Here is a 14,149-nt window from a genome sequence, read left to right as displayed (position 1 = left end):
CAGTTCCTAGCTCTTCACCAGCACCGGACCGGAACCGGCCGGACGCTCGTTCTCCATCAGGATGCCCAGCCGCTTCGCCACTTCGGTATAGGCCTCCAGCAGGCCGCCGAGATCGCGGCGGAAACGGTCCTTGTCGAGCTTCTCGTTCGACTTGATGTCCCACAGCCGGCACGAATCGGGGGATATCTCGTCGGCGACGATGATCCGCATCATCTCGTTCTCGAACAGACGTCCGCATTCCATCTTGAAGTCGACGAGACGGATACCGATGCCGAGGAAGAGGCCGGTGAGGAAGTCGTTGACGCGGATGGCGAGCGCCATGATGTCGTCGATTTCCTGCGGCGTCGCCCAGCCGAACGCGGTGATGTGCTCTTCCGACACCATGGGGTCGTTGAGCTGGTCGTTCTTGTAATAGAACTCGATGATCGAGCGCGGCAGCTGGGTGCCCTCCTCGATGCCGAGGCGCTGCGACAGCGAGCCGGCGGCGACGTTCCGCACCACCACCTCCAGCGGCACGATTTCGACCTCGCGAATCAATTGCTCGCGCATGTTGAGACGGCGGATGAAGTGGGTCGGCACCCCGATGTCGTTGAGGTGCTGAAACAGGTACTCCGAAATCCGGTTGTTGAGGACGCCCTTGCCCTCGATCACCTGGTGTTTCTTGGCATTGAACGCCGTCGCATCATCCTTGAAGTGCTGAATCAGTGTTCCGGGCTCCGGGCCTTCATACAGGACCTTGGCCTTGCCTTCATAAATACGGCGTCGACGGCTCATTGGGATGTACCGTGTTTTGTTGAAATCCATGAATTTGGTGTGCTCCGGATGACAAGGGTTGCGACCACGACGGAGCTGCCGTGAAGGCCAGATCCCGAACCGACGCGACCGGAAACAGAACGAGAACCTTGCCTACCGGCAACCTATCCGATTGGCCCATCCAGCACAATCGACCCGGCCCGATTGGGGCCAACTTATCCCGGCTGCCTGCGGCTGAACGGCCCGTTGTTTTACGGATTCGCCCCCTCTATCTAGGTAGGCGATGGAGCCGCGACAACGCGGCTTTGCTGACCATTTCCGGGGATTGGAACCGAAAAATGACCACTTTCGACAAGCGCGAGGAAGGTTTCGAGAAGAAGTTCGCCCTCGACGAGGAGCAGAAGTTCAAGGCCGAGGCGCGCCGTAACCGCCTGCTCGGTCTTTGGGCAGCCGACAAGCTCGGCCTGTCAGGCGATGCCGCCACGGCCTATTCCAAGGAAGTGGTCGCCGCCGATTTCGAGGAGGCCGGCGACCAGGACGTCGAGAACAAGGTGGCGAAGGATTTTGCAGCCAAGGGTGTCGCGATCTCGGCGCCGGAAGTACGCGCCAAGATGACCGAACTGATGGCGGAAGCCGTCGCCCAGGTGAAGGCGGGAAACTGACGCTTCACGCCGTGCTTCCGGATCACGCCTATTTTAGCGTGATCTGGAAGTTCATCGAACCGTTGATGGTAAAACCTTCGGGCTGCTGCTGGCCATACTGTCGGCTCATATTGGCCGAAACCGCCTCGATCCGGCAGTCCTTGGCGAGGATTTCGCGCAGGATATCGCATTCGCGCGCCGCGGTTTCGTAGATCATGCGGCGCGCGCGGTCGCGCAGCTTCTGGGCCTCTTCGCCTTCCCCGCTCGGTCCCGCCACGAAATAGCTGATCGTGTTTTGAATGCGCACCCAGCCTTCCTGCCGCGATCCGGACTGCTCGAGACTGACCCTCGGCATCTGCGCCTGCGCGGGTGCGGCGAGAAGCAGAACAGCGGTGCATGCGGAAACAAGGCAGGCTGAAGCAAGGCGCGTGCGAGACGTCATGGCGAACCTCTGGGATTGGAGCGACTGGATTGTCCATTAGCTACCTCAGGTAGCTATTTGGAGAATCGTCGCGAAGAAAAACCGCCTTGCCGCTTTATCGCCCGTTAACCGGAACACGGCCGGTCGATCACAGACTGGTTTCGCCCCCTCTCGACAATCCAAGGCTGCTCACGACTTGCAGCCGGCCCGGGGCAATGCCAAGAGAGCGGGATCATGACCCAGGATCACATCCCCAACGTCCTCGCCGAACGCTACGCTTCACCCGCCATGCGCGCCATCTGGAGTGGCGAAGGCAAGGTTCGGATCGAACGCGACTACTGGATCGCGGTGCTGAAGGGCCAGCGCGATCTCGGCATTCCGGTGCCGGACGGGGTGATCGAAAGCTATGAGCGCGTGAAGGACCTGATCAACCTGGAATCCATCATGCGGCGCGAGCGCGTCACCCGCCACGACGTCAAGGCGCGCATCGAGGAGTTCTGCGATCTTGCCGGCCATGAGCACCTGCACAAGGGCATGACCAGCCGCGACCTCACCGAGAATGTGGAGCAGCTACAGGTCTACCGCGCGCTGCGGGTCATCGAGACCAAAAGCATCGCCGCGCTCATTCGTTTTGCGAAGCGCGCCCGGCAATTGCGCGACATTCCGTTCACCGCACGCACGCACAACGTGGCCGCGCAGGTCACCACGCTTGGCAAGCGCATCGCCATGTTCGGCGAAGAGATGCTGCTGGCACATCAGAGCCTGGTCAACGTGCTGGAAACCTATCCGGCTCGCGGCTTGAAGGGCGCAGTGGGCACCCGGCTCGATCAGATTACCCTGTTCAATGGCGATGCCGGCAAGGCACGCGCGCTTGAACAAGGCATTCTCGTTCACCTTGGCTTGCCAAAGGCCCTTGATGCCGTTGGCCAGGTGTATCCGCGCAGCCTCGACTTCCGCGCGGTCAGTGTGCTCACCGAGCTCGCCAGCGGTCCCGGCAACTTCGCCAAGGCCTTGCGCCTGATGGCGGGCCATGAACTCGCCAGCGAAGGCTTCGCCAAGGGCCAGGTTGGCTCCTCCGCCATGCCGCACAAGATGAACAGCCGCTCCTGCGAGCGCATCAACGGCCTGCATGTCGTGTTGAAGGGCTATCTTGCCATGGCCTCCGGGCTGGCCGGTGATCAATGGAACGAAGGCGACGTCTCCTGCTCCGTCGTCCGCCGCGTCATGCTGCCCGATGCCTTCCTCGCCATGGACGGCCTGCTCGAAACCCTGCTCACCGTGCTTGATCAGATGGAAGTGTTCGAAGCTGTCGTCGAGACCGAGCTCAATCGCTACCTGCCCTTCCTGCTGACCACCACGGTCATGATGGAAGCGGTGAAGAAGGGTGCCGGCCGTGAAGGTGCGCACGAGGCGATCAAGGAACATGCCGTCGCGGCCATTCGCGACCTGCGCACCGGCAAGATCGTGCAGAACGATCTGCTGCAGCGTCTAGCTGGTGATCAGCGTCTTGGCTTGAGCGAAGCCGAACTGCAGCGCGTGCTCGACCACGGCCGCGCCAATTCAGGCGACGCAGGCGCTCAGGTCGATTACTTCGTGCAGCAAGTTGACGCTCTGGCCCAGGCCAACCCTGAAGCAGCGAACTACACGCCGGGCGCGATATTGTGATGTCATGGGGGCGAATAGTGAACGGCGAATAGCGAGTGGGGATTCCATTCGCCACTCGCTACTCGCCATTCGCACCCTTTCACTCCTCCTTGAACCCGTACTCCGGCACGTTGCCGCTGGCGCCGTAATATTTATACGGCAGGAACTTGCCCGACATCGTGATCCTGACCCGGTCGCCCTTGGGATTGGCGACGCGCTCAAGCGCCATGTCGAAATCGATCGCCGACATGATGCCGTCGCCGAACTCCTCCTCGATCAGCGCCTTCCAGGCCGGGCCGTTGACCATCACCATCTCGTAGAAGCGATAGATCAGCGGATCGGTCGGCGGCATCGGCGTGCCGGTGCCGCGCATCGGCACCTCGTTCAGCATTGCGGTTTCGGCCTTCGACAGCCCGAACAGTTCGCCGGCATTGGCGGCCTGCGGTTTTGTCAATTTCATCTGGCCCATGATGGCGCCGACGATCAGCACGTCGGAATAGCCGCCGATCTTTTCGCAGATGTGCTTCCAGCTCCAGCCCTTCTCGCGCTTGATGTCGAGCAGCTTCTCGGTGAGGTCTTCGCGTTTCATGGATGCTCTCCTCTGTTCGTCATGCCCGGCCTTGTGCCACGGCTGTCCGGTTAAGGGTTAGCATAGACTAAGGCTCATCTGTCGCTGATCTTGGTTGGCGGCGGTTCGAGCAGGTTGTCGATGGACCGCTGGTGCATGAGATTGTTGCGGATCAATCTGGCAAAGACGAGAGGGCTTGGAATGGCTTTCTGTGCGGCTTGAGCCAGGCGTAACAACAGGAAGGCGATGAGCGCGACGGCGATCTGGATACGCACGGCATTTTCGGAGGTGTCGATGAAGCTGGTGATCAGGGCAGCCGCGCAGCTTGACCGTGACCGGCGGCAAGCAGACGCAGCGAATGGCTGCCGCAGCTAATTGAACGCAAACCAGGCCTTGGCAACGAACGTCGCGCCGCACCAGTTCGAGACCAGCCCATCCGGGTTGGTGACGAGATTGACGCGGCCACCCGGCCGCGCATTTGGATCGCCCGTAAAGACGAAGCAGTTTTCCTTCGACAGATTGCTGTCGTAGTAGCGCAGATCGAGGTTGAAGGCCTTGTGGGTGAAGGTCACGCCCGCCTGCCAGTTGAGATAGGCAGGTAACGGAAAGCCGCCGAGTTGCGCAGCCTGATTGCCGAACCAGGAATAGCCGGCGGCAGCCGTGAATGACACGCTCAGGTCCGGCGGCAGCAACCGGCCCGGCACCTCGTAGCCGACGCCGGCCGCAACGTATTGACTCCAGGCGCCGGTGTTCGAGACGTTGGGAGAATAGGCGTAGCCGGCGGCGATCCGGACCTGTTCGCCGATGCGCCGATCGCCGCGGATAACCGCCTCCCAATAATTGACGCCGTTGGTCTCGCCGGGAAGCCGCTCGCCGGGATAGGCGAAATAGGTGACGCCGAGATCGAAATCGATCGCTGCGATCTTCGGACGGATGCCGCCGGCAAAGGTGAACTCGGCGGCCGGCTGGGTCGGCAGCTTGACGGTGGCAACCGTGGTGCCGGCGTAAAACTGGCCATATCTTGTTTCGAGAGCGGCGCCCGCCGCGGGCCCATGATCGGACAGCGTGGTGCCGCGATAGATGTAGTCGGATGCCGCGCCCGCACGGGCGCTGAATTCGAGTTCGTTGGCTGATGTTTCGCGGTTGGGATCGGCTGCGGACCATCCGCGATTGCCAAGGCCGATCGCACCGCTCGGACTGGGGACATTGGCTTGCGCCAGCGCGCCGGTTGTTGGTTCAAGCCACAGCCAGACCAACGCAGCGAACGAGGCGCCGCCTGCACGCCAAACCGAGGCAACGCCCCGTCGCCGCATTGCCGGTCATCCTCCAAGAGCCACCGCTGTTACAACCAGCGCGCCACCAACAGCCACCATCGCAAGACCCGCCGCCCAGGGCCGCAGCCCGCTGTGAATTCCGAACACATAGCCACAGCAGAACAGCATCACGATAGCAACGGCGTAGGAGACGCGCAGCGCCAGCCTGGCGTCGCTGAGCAACAGGAACGGGATTACTACCGGGAAAGTCGACAGAAAGCTCAGCAAGCACAGACCGAGCGCTCCATTCCAGTCGCCCTTCGTCAGTCCGGGACCGGGAACAGGCTCGGGCAAATGTCGTAATTTTTGCCGCATCGCTTCCAACTGCTCCAGAGGCAGGATCGCGGCCAATTCCGGCGGCAGCGCATCGGCGATGACGCGCCGCGCCGTTTCGGCGTCCGGCGCCTGCCGTATCGCGCGGAGTGTCAGGATCTTGCCTCCACGGTCGTTGATGCGCGCCAAAAGATAAAGACCGCCGTCAACGATACCCCAGGCCAGATTGCAGCCGAGCGCGCCGATCAGCATCGTTCGAATGTTGATGTCAGCGCCCGTTGCAACACCGAGCGAGCAGATGAAGGTGAGCGCCATGATCAGGCCGAACAGGGTCTCCGAGATCCGTTCCATCGGATCCAGCACCTTGCCGAACCGGGAATCTGAAGCCTCTGACATCTCAGTCGAACGTCCCGTGATCCGTCTCAGCCTGGGCCTGTCTCCGCTCCAGCAGCTCACGCGACCTGGCAAGCGTATCGGAGGGCCGCTCCCTGAACAGAGCCCTGTATTCCGACGCAAAACGGCCGAATTCGGTAACGCCGTGCTCCCCCATGATCTCCGTGATCTTCTTCGACGGCGCATGCCTTCCGCGAAGTTCGCGACGCACGATATTGAGCTGGCGCAGCTTCAGGTAGCTCGCCGGCCCCATGGCGAGCTGTTGCCGAAACATTCGCAGCAGCGTTCGGCTGGTGACGTCGGCCGCATCGGCCATGTCGGTGACCTGGAGGCCGCCCCATTTCTGGCTGCGGACGTACTCGAGCGCCCTCGTCATGACCTTGTTGGTCGATCGGGAATGATGCGCCGGGATCGCATTCGCGCGATTGGCGCAATCGATCGCGTCAATCAGCGCCGCCAGCAGGTCGGATGCCACGTCCGCGGCACGCCCGTCGAGCGTCGGCCTCGGTACGTCGCGCGCAAACGCAGCCGCGCTCGCGGCATTCGATATGAACAACTCGAGCGATTGTCGCGGAGGAGAGATTACCCGCTTCTCCCTTACGGTATTCGCGACCTCGCTCTTGCCTGTCCTGGCGGCGTAGGCACCGAAGAACCCAACAGGCATGGTGGCCGACATCCAGCGATGCGAGCCTTGCGATGCAAAAGTGAAACTGCTCCCGGGCGGAAGCACGACGAAATCCTCCGGCTGAAGGGTTTGGCCGTCAAAAATCATCCGGTCCGCGACTTGAGTATCCTGAAGGATGACGCTCAACGCATCCGTTCGCGAGATTCCGTGCAGAACTTTCGCGCCTCCTTCCGTGCCGAACTGCAGGATGATGGGCCCGAGCGCGCAGTGTCCGACTGACCAGCAGCAAATGCTTGGACCGGTGAGCAGGAAGCTCACCGTCGCGTCCACGACCATGTCGGAATACCGGTCAAAGCTGAGGCTGCGATGTGGCACGTCGTCAGGTCTTCTGAACTAAGAGCCTCGTGAACTAAGAGCCTCGACTTTTTTGCATTGCGGCTAGGCTATGCGGAAATTTCCCGGCTGACAAACGCTCTGCGGTTCGACCGCGGTTGGGGCGGTCGATCTGTCGCGGAGGATATTGCGCGAGCGACCGGGCGACTTGCGTATTTCCGATAGCGGCCGACTGGCGTCGGTAGCTCAATACGGCAACCTCCGAGCCCAAAGCCGGCAGCGCTCCTCCGCTTAGCAGCCGCAGCATGGCAAGATCGGCAACCTCCATGGTGGTCTGCTTCGATAACATTTCATTTCCCGATGTCCGTTTTTGCATAGTGATCGCGGCAAAGCCTTTTCATACTGCCTGTCGTTGCTCCCTTCCAAGACGTCGCGGTGTTTGCTGCATGGCGGGACCTATCAATGACTGTCGTTTCTTTCCTGCTGATTTTTTTCGTCACTCGCTAAGGCCCGGCGCCATCGATCCAAAATAACTGCAAGCAAGTTTGAAGCGAAAACCGGTGCGCACGCCACACCTGCCCCCCAGGAATAATTAAGGAGTATCGCCTTGAGCATCACACGTCGCGACCTCGCTATCGGGGGTATCAGTCTGCTTGCGGGCAGTTCAGTTGCCACATTGGCCCGGGCTGAATTCGGTGAGTTGCTGCGGGACTTCGGCGAAGGAATCGAGGATTTTGCGGTAGCGCAGGATGCCTACATCTACGGCTATCCGCTGGTCACCATGGAGTATACGCGCAAGATCATGACGAACGTGGCCGGCCCGGTCGGCAATCGCGCGCCGATGGGACATTTCATCAAGGCACGCCAGTATCCCGACGCCTCCTTCCGTGACGTGACCGCCCCGAACGCGGATACGCTTTACACAACCGCCTGGATTGATGTCGGCAAGGAGCCGTGGGTTCTGAGCATCCCGGATATGAAGGACCGCTATTTTCTGTTTCCGATGCTGGACGGCTGGACCAACGTGTTCCAGGTGCCCGGCAAGCGCACCACCGGGACCGCTGCGCAAGCCTACGCAATTACCGGGCCCGGCTGGAGCGGTACGTTGCCTGCCGGGGTCAAGGAGTACAAATCGCAGACCAGCCTGGTGTGGATCCTCGGCCGAATCTATTGCACCGGAACGCCGGAGGACTACGCGGCGGTTCACGCCGCGCAGGATCAGTGCAAACTTGTCCCGCTGAGTTCCTACGGCAAACCCTACACGCCCCCGGAAGGCACCGTCGACGCTTCGATCGACATGAAGACGGCCGTGCGCGATCAGGTGAACCGGCTGGATACGATCGCGTATTTTTCATTGCTGGCCCAGTTGATGAAGGCGAACCCGCCGCCCGCGGCGGATGCTCCCGCGCTGGCCAAGTTCGCGCAGATCGGCCTGGTCCCCGGCAAGGATTTCGATCCGGGAAAACTGCTCAACGCGGATTTTGCAAAGCGCGTCCCCCAGGTCTCGTTCGACCGCATCCTGCTGCAGTTCAAGGTCAACAAGGACATCAAGGACATCAACGGCTGGGGATTCACGACCAAGACCGGGCTCTATGGCACCGACTATCTCATGCGGGCCTTCGTCACCGCCATCGGACTGGGCGCCAACCGCCCGCAGGATGCCGTCTACCCGAGCTCGCAGAAGGATGGCGCGGGCAAGGCATATGACGGCGCCAACAAATATGTCCTGCGCTTTGCCAAGGGACAGATGCCGCCCGCCCGAGGCTTCTGGTCGCTGACCATGTACGACAGCTCGTACTTCTTCGTCGCCAATCCGATCAATCGGTATTCGATCAGCGCCCGGCAAAATCTCAAGAAGAATCCCGATGGCTCGGTCGATCTTCACATTCAGAAGGATTCGCCCGGCGCAGACAAGGAATCCAACTGGTTGCCGGCTCCGGCAGGCAAGTTTCAATTGATGCTGCGCCTGTATTGGCCCGACGAAAACAACCCATCGATCATCAACGGATCGTGGAAACCGCCCGCGGTGAAAAAGATATCGTGACGCAAAAACGATAAGCGGCCGGTCGTTGCGGCCTGGCCGTTCCCGATCGCTTGATTCCCTGTCCCCCAAAAGCTTGCGCTGAACTCCGCAGGCTTGTGCCCTGCCATGACTTCAAAACGGGAGTGCTGCATATGCGTGAACTTGCGACTCGATTCCGGTTCGTACTCGCCGCGATGATGACCGCCACATTCTCCGGCGCGCTTGCCCAGACGCCCCTCTCGGCCTACGTCGACAGCAACGGCTTCATCAACGTCCAGACACTGACATGCGCCCAACTCGCGGGCACTTTCCAGGAAGACGCTGATGCGCTGACCGCATGGTACAGCGGCTGGTACAACGGCCTCGCCAGGAAGCACTACATGGATCTCAGGAAGGGAAAAGTCGCCGAGCACGAGATCATCCTGTACTGCAAGGCCAATCCGGAAAAGCTCATCATCGATGCGATCGCCGTCGTCTTCAAGGACGAACGGGCGCGGCTGGGAATCAAGATGAAGGCGGATTGAGGAGCGCGCGGCCTGTTCCTCCACTGACAGCAATACCTGTTCCATCCACGCAAAGACCCGGGAGTTTTAGAGATGCGAATGTTCGTTGGACCACTCGCTGCCGTCGCGTTGCTGATCGCCAGTCCGGTTGCGGCCCAGACACCGCAACAGCATGTTCCGCTGCAAAAGACCATCGGCGCGGCGAAGCCGGAGGTTGTGCCCTCATTGTTTGTGCTCAATTCGCGGGGCGCTAGCCTGCAGGGCGGAAAATTGACGTTGACCGGCATTTCCCCCAACGCGATCGTGTTTGCCGATCGCCCGGTTCGCAGCGCAGGTCATGACCTGACCAGCCGCATCGTCGAGGATTGGGGCAATGGCAGCGACAACTTCGCGAAGGATCCGCCGAATGCAACGGTCTCCGCCTTCCAGAAGGACGGGTCCGGCGTGCGCGACGCGGTCGTCGTCCTGAAGAATCCCAAGCTCGAAGGCGAAAACCTCGTGTTCGACGTCGATGTCCTCGAAGGGGATATCAAGGGTGCCGATGGAGCAGCCTCCATCTTCATCGACATCATCGGACGACCGTTTACCCCGCTGTCCTTTGCCGGCGTCGCGCGACGTACGGCTTTCCGCGGCGCCTATTATGCCGGCGCGGCAGCGGTTGGGGCGGCAGCGGTCGGTGCAGCCGCGGCGTACGGCCCCTACTACCGGCCCCCGGCCTGCGGATACTATCCATACCCGCCCTGCTACTGAGGTTCCCGCCGGATCGGCCGAGTGATGCCAGGCGCGTTCACTCGGCCCGAACCGACTTTCCCGCCGCGCAGCCTTGCAGCGGGAAAGGCGGAAAAGCCTGCGGCGTGAGACGGAGCCTGACTGAAATGGATAGTTTGACCTCGCTCGCGCCGTCGCTCCATCAACTGTCGGCAATTATAGGCAGCGTTGCGGCCCCGGCCTTCCTGCTCGGTGCCGTCGCGGCATTCATTTCCGTCCTGATTTCGCGCATGAACCGGGTTATCGATCGCTCGCAATTTCTTCATCGGATACCCGATGCGGACGAATTGTCCTACCTGAAGGCTGATATTTCGCGCCTCAAGCTTCGGGCAAGCTTGCTGAACCGGGCGGTGCTGCATGCAACCATCGCCGCGATCGTCACGGCGCTGCTGGTGATCGTGGCGTTCGTCAGCGCGATGCTGCATTTCGCGCACGAATATGGCGTTGCCCTGCTGTTTATCGTCGCGCTGACCTTTTTCCTCCTGTCCCTGCTCGACCTCGCGCGCGAGACGCGCATCGGCCTGCACGAGTTCGACCATCACGCGTGAGCGTGCCGATATCCGTCTGAGACAGGAGAGCGGACCTGCAAGTCCACGCGCTAGTAGCGCCGACCACCCACCGAGAACGACGACGCGCCGGGCAGCGCGTTGATCTCGCTGTCGATCCGGCCGGTCTGCTGGACGACGCCGACCCCGAGCGACAGGCTGAGATTGGACGTCGGCTGGAATTCGACACCGGCATAGGCGCTGGAAACCGGCAGCGTGCCGGACCTGGAGTCGAACGGCGCGAACGCGCTGCTGCCGATGCCGCTATTGTATTTCAGCGTGTCGAAGCCGGCAAAGAAGGTGACGGGCGGCCCGCCGGCATTCTTCAGGCTGTAGCCGAACTGGGTGCCTTCGCTGTAGATCGATCCGAAGCCGCCGAACGCGCTCTGGCTAAGGCTGCTGAAGCCCATGGTGTTGCGCTGGCTGCCGACAAAAAAGCCGTTCGAAAAATTGTAGCGCGCATAGGAAGAGCCGTTGCCGAGATCGCGGAAGTCGAAGCTCGGAAAGCTGCCATAGGCGTCCGGGCTTTCGCCCGCTGCGCCGCTGAAACCCATCGGCCAGCCCGGAATCCAGTAATTCACCGGCGAGGCCTGCGCGTGCGCCGTGCGCGCACCGAGGCACAGCCCTGCCGCGACCAAGGCAAGCCCAAATCTGCGTGAAAATATCGACATAAGCGACCACCCGACTGCGCCCGCGATTATACGCAAGCGATGTCCGGAACGCCAGAGCGGCGCGATGGCGCGGTTCCATCGCCGCCGCCCAGGCATCGAAGCCGCGCAGCGAAGCAATCCATTCCTCCGCACGGGGAAAGATGGATTGCTTCCGCCTTCGCTCTTTGAGCTACGGCGGACAAGTCGTCGCTTCGCGCCTTCGCAATGACGGGAAATTCGTAGGGCGGGCAAAGCGCAGCGTGCCCACCATTCATGACACATCTACTTCAACGCGTCCGCCACCTTGGCGATGCCGGCATTGGCGCACACCTCGTCCTTCTCGCCGCCCGGCGCGCCCGATACGCCGACCGCACCGATCACCTCGTTGCCGGCCTTGATCGGTACGCCGCCGCCGACCGCGACCGTATTCGGGATCTGCTTGAGATAGGCGTTGGCGGGATCGGAGGTCAGCTTCATGAACTCCAGCGAGGTCTGGCCGCGGGTCCGCGAGGTGTAGGCTTTCAGCCGCCCGAACTCCATGGTGTGGGGGTTGGTGCCGTCGCCGCGGACGGAGGCCGCGACATTGCCGGCCTTGTCGACGATCACGACGGAGACCTTGTAGCCATCCTTGGTGCACTGCTCGAGCGTGCCCTGGATGATGGCCAGCGCCATCGCCATCGAAACATTCTTCTCGACCTGTGGAGCCTGCGCGAGCGCAGGCGAGGTGGCGAGGACGGACAAAGACGCAAGCACGGCGAGTCGAACACGACGCATGTTGTTAGCCTCCCTGGGGGTAATGGTATCGCGCCTTGTTGAACCCTCGGCCGGTCCGATTAGTCCCGGGCGGACCCGGGAAATTCGTGGCACATTGCCGCAAGCGACCCGATTGAGAGAATTCTAGCGAGGTTCGGGCAGGCTCGATTCAAGCCGCGCCAGTTCGGCTGCGAGATCGGCCTCGACATCCGCTACCCGCATCTCGACCACGCGGTAATCGCGTGCCTCCAGCCAATCCTTCCGTGTGGCGCGGTCGGCGACGATCGCCTCCGTCTCGTTCGGATTGACCAGTTCGATCGCCAGCCGATGCACGAAGGAGACGAAATCGGGGATGTGACGCCCGACCGGGGTCTGGCGCTTGAACTGGCCGGCAAAACGGCGGTCGCGGCTCAGCGACTGCCACAGGATCCGCTCGGCATCGGTCGGGTTGCGGCGGAGCAGCCGGGCGAGCCCGCGCACGGTCGAACTGTCGCCGGGCGCCGCCGCCCCCTGCCCGTGCTCGGCCAATAGCGCCCGCAGCCGCGTCGCCTGTTCGCCGTCGAGCACGCCGCCCTTGGCCGGTCCCTTGCGTCCTTCCGCGATCGCCATCACCACCCCATGGAGGGTGTGCATGTCCTGCTTGGTCGGGTCCATCCGCGTAAAGATGTTGCGCAGGTTCACCAGCATGGTGTCGCGCTTCTCCTTCGGACGGAGGAATTCGACCTTGTCGAGTTCGCGGACCAGATTGTCGAAGAAGGCCTGCATCTGGTGCTGCGAGGCCGGCTCCGAGCGCTCGGGCATGGCGAACGGCAGCGCGCCGGCGGTCGAATGCTTGAACCATTCGTAGCCGACCAGCAGCACCGCCTGCGCGAGATTCAGCGAGGCAAAACCCGGATTGACCGGAAAGGTGATGATCCGGTTGGCGAGCGCGACCTCCTCGTTCTGCAGTCCCCAGCGTTCCCGGCCGAACAGGATGCCGGCCCCGCCGCCGCCTCCGACATGGGCCACGATCTCGCTTGCCGCCCGCTCCGGACCGACCACCGGCTTGGCCTGGTCGTGGGCGCGCGCCGTGGTGGCGAACAGCAGGGTGAGATCGGCGACCGCCTGCTCGACGGTATCGAACAGTTGCGCGCCCTCCAGAATATGGTCGGCGCCGGCCGCCGCGCGCTGCGCCGCGATGTTCGGCCAACCATCGCGCGGATTGACGATGCGCAGGCGCGACAGCGCGAAATTGCCCATCGCGCGCGCCGCCATGCCGATGTTCTCGCCAAGCTGCGGCTCGACGAGGATCACAATGGGTCCGGTCAAGTCGAGACCGGCCTTGGATTTATCGGTACCGGACATTTCCTTGCTTCGCTTTCTGATTTCGATTCCGCTGTTTGATCCAACCTCTGAAGACCGCGAACGGGCTGGAGGCCGCGATTCGAAACCAGCCCCGGAAAGAGGTCGGAAATCCCAGTCCGCGTGGCGGCTTAGTAGCGTTTCCGCCAGTTCGCTCAAAGCCTCAATCGATCCCCGTTGACGCGGGCCGGTGCCCATTGGCGATACGGACGAAGCCCGGTCCCGCCGGGCAGCCCGCCAGTATCCCGGCAAGCGGTCGCCGGCCGGCCAACAGGGCCGCGATCCGACCCGGAAGATGGGATGAAAGTGCATAACGGCTTGGCTTTCGTCTGGCGGTCCGCGGTGCTATAGGCCCCCTATAATCACCCATCCCGCCGATATCAGCGGTTTTCGAAAAAAGGCCCCTTCCGTCATGGCAAAAATCAAGGTGACCAACCCCGTCGTCGAACTCGATGGCGACGAGATGACCCGGATCATCTGGCAGTACATCAAGGACAAGCTGATCAACCCCTTCCTGGATGTCGAACTGCTCTATTTTGACCTCGGAATGGAATACCGCGACCAGACCAACGACCAGGTCACCATCGACGCCGCCAACGCCA

15 protein-coding genes and 2 pseudogenes are annotated in these 14,149 nt (G+C 62.0%); 7 read left to right on the top strand and 10 right to left on the bottom strand.

Annotation, left to right across the window (positions count from 1 at the left end; translation table 11 throughout):
- Window positions 1–6: 6 nt before the first annotated feature.
- Window positions 7–774, bottom strand: a complete 768-nt coding sequence (purC, locus tag V7E26_RS16675; protein WP_008974302.1) for a phosphoribosylaminoimidazolesuccinocarboxamide synthase — start codon at window positions 772–774, stop codon at window positions 7–9.
- 317 nt (window positions 775–1,091) lie between these two features.
- On the opposite strand from purC, the gene V7E26_RS16670 reads away from it, so the two are divergent.
- On the top strand, window positions 1,092–1,415 hold the full coding sequence (locus tag V7E26_RS16670) for a DUF1476 domain-containing protein (RefSeq protein ID WP_324417926.1): 324 nt from the start codon (window positions 1,092–1,094) through the stop codon (window positions 1,413–1,415).
- A 28-nt stretch (window positions 1,416–1,443) separates the two neighbouring features.
- Here the strand turns inward: V7E26_RS16670 and V7E26_RS16665 are convergent, their stop codons facing one another.
- Window positions 1,444–1,836, bottom strand: coding sequence for a hypothetical protein (locus V7E26_RS16665; RefSeq protein WP_324417924.1), 393 nt, complete (start codon window positions 1,834–1,836; stop codon window positions 1,444–1,446).
- Window positions 1,837–2,049: 213 nt separating this feature from the next.
- Here V7E26_RS16665 and purB point away from each other — a divergent pair, with 213 nt between their 5' ends.
- Window positions 2,050–3,480 carry an adenylosuccinate lyase gene (gene purB, locus V7E26_RS16660; RefSeq protein WP_324417922.1) on the top strand — a complete coding sequence of 477 codons (1,431 nt, stop codon included), beginning with the start codon at window positions 2,050–2,052 and terminating at the stop codon, window positions 3,478–3,480.
- 79 nt (window positions 3,481–3,559) lie between these two features.
- Here purB and cynS read toward each other — a convergent pair whose 3' ends face one another.
- The 5 genes and pseudogenes from cynS to V7E26_RS16635 form a co-directional block, all read right to left on the bottom strand.
- Entirely contained in the window at window positions 3,560–4,048 is a 489-nt protein-coding gene (gene cynS / locus V7E26_RS16655) for a cyanase (RefSeq protein ID WP_324417920.1), read from the bottom strand.
- Between the two features lie 74 nt (window positions 4,049–4,122).
- Window positions 4,123–4,320: pseudogene (locus V7E26_RS16650) on the bottom strand (IS4 family transposase); the annotation flags it as partial.
- Between the two features lie 78 nt (window positions 4,321–4,398).
- Window positions 4,399–5,340 (bottom strand): TorF family putative porin, encoded by a 942-nt coding sequence (locus tag V7E26_RS16645; RefSeq protein WP_324417918.1) that lies wholly within the window; start codon window positions 5,338–5,340, stop codon window positions 4,399–4,401.
- 6 nt (window positions 5,341–5,346) lie between these two features.
- Window positions 5,347–6,009 carry a VIT1/CCC1 transporter family protein gene (locus V7E26_RS16640; RefSeq protein WP_324417916.1) on the bottom strand — a complete coding sequence of 221 codons (663 nt, stop codon included), beginning with the start codon at window positions 6,007–6,009 and terminating at the stop codon, window positions 5,347–5,349.
- 1 nt (window position 6,010) lies between these two features.
- On the bottom strand, window positions 6,011–6,670 hold the full coding sequence (locus V7E26_RS16635; RefSeq protein ID WP_324417914.1) for a helix-turn-helix domain-containing protein: 660 nt from the start codon (window positions 6,668–6,670) through the stop codon (window positions 6,011–6,013).
- Between the two features lie 901 nt (window positions 6,671–7,571).
- On the opposite strand from V7E26_RS16635, the gene V7E26_RS16630 reads away from it, so the two are divergent.
- From V7E26_RS16630 to V7E26_RS16615, 4 genes are all read left to right on the top strand, one after another.
- A complete protein-coding gene (locus V7E26_RS16630) occupies window positions 7,572–9,008 on the top strand; it encodes a DUF1254 domain-containing protein (RefSeq protein WP_324417912.1) in 1,437 nt (478 codons plus the stop codon).
- 131 nt (window positions 9,009–9,139) lie between these two features.
- Window positions 9,140–9,511 (top strand): HdeA/HdeB family chaperone, encoded by a 372-nt coding sequence (locus V7E26_RS16625; RefSeq protein WP_442893415.1) that lies wholly within the window; start codon window positions 9,140–9,142, stop codon window positions 9,509–9,511.
- Window positions 9,512–9,589: 78 nt separating this feature from the next.
- Window positions 9,590–10,240: a hypothetical protein gene (locus tag V7E26_RS16620; protein ID WP_442893414.1), complete on the top strand. Its 651-nt coding sequence runs from the start codon at window positions 9,590–9,592 to the stop codon at window positions 10,238–10,240.
- A 125-nt stretch (window positions 10,241–10,365) separates the two neighbouring features.
- A complete protein-coding gene (locus tag V7E26_RS16615) occupies window positions 10,366–10,806 on the top strand; it encodes a DUF2721 domain-containing protein (protein ID WP_324417908.1) in 441 nt (146 codons plus the stop codon).
- Window positions 10,807–10,856: 50 nt separating this feature from the next.
- Here the strand turns inward: V7E26_RS16615 and V7E26_RS16610 are convergent, their stop codons facing one another.
- The 3 genes from V7E26_RS16610 to V7E26_RS16600 form a co-directional block, all read right to left on the bottom strand.
- Entirely contained in the window at window positions 10,857–11,474 is a 618-nt protein-coding gene (locus V7E26_RS16610; RefSeq protein ID WP_324417906.1) for a hypothetical protein, read from the bottom strand.
- A gap of 261 nt (window positions 11,475–11,735) precedes the next feature.
- Entirely contained in the window at window positions 11,736–12,227 is a 492-nt protein-coding gene (locus V7E26_RS16605; RefSeq protein ID WP_324417904.1) for a GlcG/HbpS family heme-binding protein, read from the bottom strand.
- Between the two features lie 123 nt (window positions 12,228–12,350).
- Window positions 12,351–13,550, bottom strand: a complete 1,200-nt coding sequence (locus tag V7E26_RS16600; RefSeq protein WP_324417903.1) for a TrmJ/YjtD family RNA methyltransferase — start codon at window positions 13,548–13,550, stop codon at window positions 12,351–12,353.
- 409 nt (window positions 13,551–13,959) lie between these two features.
- Between V7E26_RS16600 and V7E26_RS16595 the strand changes: the two are divergent.
- Window positions 13,960–14,149, top strand: a pseudogene (locus V7E26_RS16595) (NADP-dependent isocitrate dehydrogenase); the annotation flags it as partial.

Source organism: Bradyrhizobium sp. (assembly GCF_036735945.1).
Lineage (GTDB): Bacteria > Pseudomonadota > Alphaproteobacteria > Rhizobiales > Xanthobacteraceae > Bradyrhizobium.
The sequence above is the reverse complement of the archived record's forward strand: the minus strand, read 5'-3'. Positions and strand labels throughout refer to the sequence as shown.

Excerpts from the sequence above, each read along its gene's own strand:
- purC (WP_008974302.1), bottom strand. The coding sequence starts at position 774 with ATGAGCCGTCGACGCCGTATTTATGAAGGCAAGGCCAAGGTCCTGTAT.
- V7E26_RS16670 (WP_324417926.1), top strand. The coding sequence starts at position 1,092 with ATGACCACTTTCGACAAGCGCGAGGAAGGTTTCGAGAAGAAGTTCGCC.
- V7E26_RS16665 (WP_324417924.1), bottom strand. The coding sequence starts at position 1,836 with ATGACGTCTCGCACGCGCCTTGCTTCAGCCTGCCTTGTTTCCGCATGC.
- purB (WP_324417922.1), top strand. The coding sequence starts at position 2,050 with ATGACCCAGGATCACATCCCCAACGTCCTCGCCGAACGCTACGCTTCA.
- cynS (WP_324417920.1), bottom strand. The coding sequence starts at position 4,048 with ATGAAACGCGAAGACCTCACCGAGAAGCTGCTCGACATCAAGCGCGAG.
- V7E26_RS16645 (WP_324417918.1), bottom strand. The coding sequence starts at position 5,340 with ATGCGGCGACGGGGCGTTGCCTCGGTTTGGCGTGCAGGCGGCGCCTCG.
- V7E26_RS16640 (WP_324417916.1), bottom strand. The coding sequence starts at position 6,009 with ATGTCAGAGGCTTCAGATTCCCGGTTCGGCAAGGTGCTGGATCCGATG.
- V7E26_RS16635 (WP_324417914.1), bottom strand. The coding sequence starts at position 6,670 with ATGCCTGTTGGGTTCTTCGGTGCCTACGCCGCCAGGACAGGCAAGAGC.
- V7E26_RS16625 (WP_442893415.1), top strand. The coding sequence starts at position 9,140 with ATGCGTGAACTTGCGACTCGATTCCGGTTCGTACTCGCCGCGATGATG.
- V7E26_RS16620 (WP_442893414.1), top strand. The coding sequence starts at position 9,590 with ATGTTCGTTGGACCACTCGCTGCCGTCGCGTTGCTGATCGCCAGTCCG.
- V7E26_RS16615 (WP_324417908.1), top strand. The coding sequence starts at position 10,366 with ATGGATAGTTTGACCTCGCTCGCGCCGTCGCTCCATCAACTGTCGGCA.
- V7E26_RS16610 (WP_324417906.1), bottom strand. The coding sequence starts at position 11,474 with ATGTCGATATTTTCACGCAGATTTGGGCTTGCCTTGGTCGCGGCAGGG.
- V7E26_RS16605 (WP_324417904.1), bottom strand. The coding sequence starts at position 12,227 with ATGCGTCGTGTTCGACTCGCCGTGCTTGCGTCTTTGTCCGTCCTCGCC.
- V7E26_RS16600 (WP_324417903.1), bottom strand. The coding sequence starts at position 13,550 with ATGTCCGGTACCGATAAATCCAAGGCCGGTCTCGACTTGACCGGACCC.